This window comes from Bradyrhizobium sp. P2_E8, assembly GCF_056403875.1.
On the sequence record NZ_JBFUES010001912.1, the window covers coordinates 1 to 545 of the forward strand.

Here is a 545-nt window from a genome sequence, read left to right on the forward strand (position 1 = left end):
GCTGGTAACTCCGAGTCGCCAAACTGCTTGCACGGAGTATGGGTCCCGGCCTTCGCCGGGACGACAACGGCTACGACTTGAAAACACTGTTCGCCGCATCGCGCGAGGCGCGCTTCTTCGCGGCAGCTTCTTCCAGCCTTGCGATCTCGGTCTTGAGCAGGGCGACGCGCTCGGTCAGTTCCTCCACGGACAACAGTGAGAGATCCTGTCCGATTTCATGCGTGATCTTCTTGCGCGGGCGGTCGTCGTCTTCCGTCGGCATGATCGTTCCTCCTGCGTTCGCTCCGGTCACACGGCTGAGGCGGTTGCCAGCTTGGACCGCGCTGGCTAAGCAATGGCCTCGTTTCCTCCCGCACCTTTGCTCAAGGACACATCATGGACAAGCTGCCCGCGCAAATGACCGTGGTCGCCATCTCCAAGCCCGGCGGACCGGAGGTGCTGGTGCCGGAACAACGGGCGCTGCCGCAGCCCGGTCCCGACGAGATCCTGGTCAAGGTGCAGGCCGCCGGCGTCAACCGGCCCGACGTGGCGCAGCGCTCCGGCGC

The 545-nt window shown here is 65.0% G+C and carries 1 protein-coding gene and 1 pseudogene; one reads left to right on the top strand and one right to left on the bottom strand.

Going from position 1 to position 545, the window contains the following annotated elements:
• Window positions 1-70 precede the first annotated feature (70 nt).
• Window positions 71-262 carry a DUF1192 domain-containing protein gene (locus tag AC1D00_RS44660; RefSeq protein ID WP_404552990.1) on the bottom strand — a complete coding sequence of 64 codons (192 nt, stop codon included), beginning with the start codon at window positions 260-262 and terminating at the stop codon, window positions 71-73.
• Between the two features lie 113 nt (window positions 263-375).
• Here AC1D00_RS44660 and AC1D00_RS44665 point away from each other — a divergent pair.
• Window positions 376-545, top strand: a pseudogene (locus tag AC1D00_RS44665) (NAD(P)H-quinone oxidoreductase); the annotation flags it as partial.

Bases quoted from the DNA above. Each gene is read 5' to 3' on its own strand.
- AC1D00_RS44660 (WP_404552990.1), bottom strand. From the start codon at position 262: ATGCCGACGGAAGACGACGACCGCCCGCGCAAGAAGATCACGCATGAA.